Below are 2,215 nucleotides of genomic sequence, written 5' to 3'. Positions count from 1 at the left end.
GTTCAACCTCGGCTCGACCATCCTGCAGTGGAGCTTCCTGTCGATGGGACTGCGCGGCGCCACTCTCTGCCTGCCGCTGCTGGCCGCCGTCTACCTGCGCGGCCGCTCCCCCGCCCGGGCCGGCACCCTGGCCATTTTTCTCGCGCCGGCCGGCACGGTAGCCGCCGGGCTAGCCGGCTGGCCCCCTATTCCCCCGCTTTACCCGGGGCTTGGTCTTGCTCTCCTGCTGTTGCTGGCGGGGCTCTGGCTGGAACGGCCGGGAGGCGGTAAATAACCCTGGAAATGCTGTCTCACGCGAAGCCGCGAAGTGCGCGAAGAAATTCGAAATCATATGAACGAAACCTAAATGAACGGTCAAACGACCACCAAAAGGGTGACATTTGTTTTTTGAAGACAAATTGATTTTACTTCGCGTTCTTCGCGGCTTCGCGTGAGTAATTTTTTTCGGATCAAAAATCCAAGCTGAAACGATCAGCTGGAAACACCGGAACGGTTGCACTTTTAGAGCAAAATCCGTATCATGGTCAAATTACCCGGGAGGTCAGCAATGGCCGAATTGGAGCTGAAATACGGCAGCCGAACCTATGCCTGCCGCCTCGACGGAGCCCGCGTCCTGACGGCGACGGTGCCGCCCTCCCCCGCCGATCCGGCGGCGCTGGTGCGCGATGCTCTGCAGGCTCCTATCGGCTCCCCCACCCTGGAAGAGATCGTCCGGCCGGGGGAAAAAGTCGTCGTCGTCACCTCCGACATCACCCGCTACACCGGCAGCGAAGTCTACCTGCCGGTGCTGGTCGAGCGGCTCAACGCCTGCGGCATTCCGGACCACGATATCGAGATCCTCGTCGGCCTCGGCATCCACCGGAAGCAGACGGAAGGCGAGCACCGCAAGATTCTCGGTCCCCTCTTCGGCCGCATCCGGGTCGTCGACCACGACTGCGACAACCCGGCCGAACTGGTGACCATCGGTGCCACCGCCGACGGCATGACGGCCACCGTCAATCGCCGGGTCATGGAAGCCGACCGGGTGATCGTCACCGGCACCGTCGGCTTCCACTACTTCGCCGGTTTCGGCGGCGGCCGCAAGGGGCTGGTCCCCGGGGTGGCGGCGCGCGAAACCTGCATGGCGACGCACTTCCGGGTCCTCAACCCGCCGGAAATCGGCGGCCGGCATCCCCGGGCGGCCACCGGCGTACTGGAAGGGAACCCGGTGCACGAGGCGATCCTGGCGGCGGCGCGCATGGTCGAGCCGGATTTTCTGCTCAACACCGTCCTGTCGCCGCAGAAAGAGATGCTGGTGGTCTTCGCCGGCGACATGGAGCAGGCGCATCTGGCCGCCTGCGACCTGGTCCGCAAGCTCTACGCGGTCGGGCTGGACGCACCGGCCGATCTGGCGGTGGTCTCCTGCGGCGGCCAGCCGAAGGACATCAACTTCATTCAGGCGCACAAGTCCCTCGACTACGGGGTCGGCGCGCTGCGCGCAGGCGGCACCCTCATCCTGCTCGCCGCCTGCCCGGACGGCTTCGGCAACGCCACCTTCTTCGACTGGTTCCGCCACCGGGACCCGGACGCCTTCGAGGCGGCCCTGCGCGAGCGCTACGAGATCAACGGCCAGACCGCCTACTCGACCCTGATGAAGGCAAGGCGTTACCGGGTCATCCTGGTCAGCGAACTGGGGGAGGAAGAAACCCGGCAGATGGGAATGGAGAAGGCCGCCGATCTCGACGAGGCGCTGCGGATGGCATTTGCAAAGCTGCCCCCGAATCCGCGCACGGTGATCATTCCCGATGGCGGGACGGTTTTGCCGATGGTGAAATAATCTGGTAGGGGCGATCCTGGTGATCGCCCTTGGGCGAATACAAGATTCGCCCCTACAATCAATCGAGGACTGTGATCAATGCTCGAACCCCGCATCATCAAAACCCTGCAGGAGATCGTCGGCGCCAGCAACGTCTACACGGACAAGGCCGACCTGATTCTCTACAGCTACGACGCCACCCAGCAGAAGTTTCTGCCCGAGGTGGTGGTCCGCCCCGCTTCCACGGCGGAGATCGCCCGCATCATGCAACTGGCCAACGCCGAACGGATCCCGGTCTTCCCGCGCGGCGCCGGCAGCGGCTTCACCGGCGGTTCGCTGCCGACCAAAGGGGGGATCGTCCTGACCACCGAGCGGATGGACAAAATCCTCGAGATCGACCAGGAAAACCTGGTTGCCACC

At 64.1% G+C, this 2,215-nt stretch carries 3 protein-coding genes; all 3 read left to right on the top strand.

What is annotated here, in order from left to right; translation table 11 throughout:
• A partial coding sequence (locus tag VD811_08260) for a sodium:solute symporter family protein (GenBank protein HXV20964.1) occupies positions 1-274 on the top strand: 274 nt, incomplete at its 5' end.
• 273 nt (positions 275-547) lie between these two features.
• Entirely contained in the window at positions 548-1,816 is a 1,269-nt protein-coding gene (gene larA / locus VD811_08255) for a nickel-dependent lactate racemase (protein ID HXV20963.1), read from the top strand.
• Between the two features lie 78 nt (positions 1,817-1,894).
• Positions 1,895-2,215 (top strand): FAD-binding oxidoreductase (locus tag VD811_08250; GenBank protein ID HXV20962.1); only part of this gene is annotated, 321 nt, incomplete at its 3' end.

It is taken from the genome of Desulfuromonadales bacterium, from assembly GCA_035620395.1.
In the GTDB taxonomy this organism is placed as follows: domain Bacteria; phylum Desulfobacterota; class Desulfuromonadia; order Desulfuromonadales; family DASPGW01; genus DASPGW01.
Note: the sequence above shows the minus strand (reverse complement) of the source record. Positions and strands in the feature narration are given on the sequence as shown.

Bases quoted from the DNA above. Each gene is read 5' to 3' on its own strand.
- larA (HXV20963.1), top strand. From the start codon at position 548: ATGGCCGAATTGGAGCTGAAATACGGCAGCCGAACCTATGCCTGCCGC.